1 pseudogene is annotated in these 2,170 nt (G+C 54.9%); it reads right to left on the minus strand.

From position 1 onward, the window contains the following. A pseudogene (locus EXE42_RS15005) lies at positions 1-2,170 on the minus strand (hypothetical protein); the annotation flags it as partial.

A 2,170-nucleotide genomic window follows, 5' to 3' on the forward strand; every position in this document is an offset into this window, starting at 1 on the left:
GAATTTGCTGGTTGGCTTCTTGGAGGTGGATGAGGCCGTCTGCGACCGTTTCGATCGTCTTTTTGAAACCACCCTCTTCCAGAACATCTGCGGGTGACTTCCATTTGAGTAATTTGAGCCGCGTCGTCGAGAGACTGTCGAGGTCAAGAACAGCGTTGTCTTCCAGCGTATTTCCGTCTTCGTTAACCGGGAGTAGTCGTCCTTTACGACAGAATCCCCAGATGATCGCACAGAGAGCAGGCCGTGCCTCGTCGTAGAACGGCTTCTGGTCGACGATCCCGTCGAGGACGGTGTTCATGTTGAGTCCCTCATCACGGTCTTTGAGTTGTCGACCGGTGAGAGACATGACGTTTCGCTGGATAGTCTGTTTACTTTGGTCCCCATTCTGATTCAACGAGGGGACCTGAATCGTTCGGGCCCACGTGGGTAGTGGTGTATCGCTGTCGAGTTCGCTTAGCTCGCGCAGTCGACTCTCATCGACTTGGAGCATCATTGGATGGAAGTCGTCAGGGAAGGCGACATCGACCGTGGCCTGAACTGCTTTCGAAAGGCCGCCGATGTCCGTCCGATCTTTCACATTGTACGAGCCGCTCATCATCGCGCTGGTCAGCTTACTGCGGACTGCATCTGCGCGCTGTTCGAGGTCACGCTCAACCGCCTTTGGTGCGTCTCGAGTCGCAATTGCGTCACGAAGCGCCCACCACTCGATCAGTCGTTTTCGTAGGTCTTGGAGACCATCAGTGTCTATCTCCCAGTACAGCGTGTCCTTATCGGTTTGTTCGGAATCTGTGTCAGGCCGAACGCCCTGAATAGCGATCTCAATATCTAGACCGCCCTCAGACAACCTGCTTGTCTCGAACGTCGTTCCGTCGAGTTCGAAATGATACGAAACGGGGTACTCGTCGCCAGACTCACCGTACGGAACTGACTCAGGAAGAGGTAGGTCTTGGGTGATACGCTCCCAGAGGTGCTCGTCTAGCGTTTCGACGACATCGTCCCAGTCTGGGTCTGACTCGTTCTCCTCGGTATCGTCGTAGATGAGGCGCTCTTCTTGCGTTGCGAACCGATAGCGGGGTCCGCTCTCGTCTTGCGTCGGTCGGATGAACTTCTGAAGCCGGTCTAGTGATTCTTCAACGCGATTGGTTGTACTGATCCAGGATTGGCCATTCAGGTCGTCCATGACGGCGACTGCGATGTTCCCCTCGTTGAGTGGGACAATTTCGTGAACGTGCTGAAGCAGGAGTACCGCCTTCGCAACATCAAGGTCGAACGGTTGGAGCTCACTCTCTTCGTCGTCTACCTCGTCTGCGATACCAGTCGTCTCGTCAGGACCCTCGACGACCCGCATATCCTGTGAAAGAATTTCGCGCAACTCTGGCTTGATCAACTCGAAAAAGTCGACTAAGGAGACGATGTGGTCTTCTTCGCCTTCATTGACCCAGTCTTTCAGTAGCCCGTGCATGAGCGCAAGGATGGCCCGTGCTGTTCCCGAGAAGATGGACTTCGCTGGGTCGTTCGCCTCTCGACGAAGATTGAATAGAATTTCGAGAAACAGGGGCGCGTGATACGGGAGGAACGGGTAGAATTCGACAAGTTCCTCACTGTCGATCGCGTCAAGCGGCGGCTTCGTGTTCTGCTTGATCTCGTTATAAACGAGGGACTCAGGCGGTTTCACACTGGCATCGTCGAGGACTCGGCGAACTGCGTCTTCACCTGTTTCTGACTTCTGGAAAAGTCTTCGTTTGGCGATGTCACCGACGTGCTTGCTCGGAAGCTGATACCGATGTGGGAACCGGTCTTTGACGATACTGAAGTCAGCGCCGTGCGCCGCGAATTTCGGCTGAACGTCTTCGATTTTCGCCTGTGCGGTTGCGACGAGCTGAATGTCACCATTCCCGATGTCGTCGACGTTCTCCGCAAGCGTCTGAAGCTCAGTCAGACGTTCGAAGTCGGTTCCGATGAAGAGGCTCACTTCGTCGAGAAGAAGAACGAGCTTGACCTGCTCGCCGAGCTCCTCTTCACGGTCTTGCCGGAGAGATTCGAGGCGACTAACGACCTCTTCAGGATCAATATCTGAGGGCTGGAGGTCAGTGTAGCCGTCTCGCGTGCCCGTTACTTCCTCGAACAGGCCTGGAAGCACTACGTCGGAGAGCGCGCTGTATTGCTGGAT

Source organism: Halorubrum sp. SP3 (assembly GCF_005435195.1).
In the GTDB taxonomy this organism is placed as follows: Archaea; Halobacteriota; Halobacteria; order Halobacteriales; family Haloferacaceae; genus Halorubrum; species Halorubrum sodomense.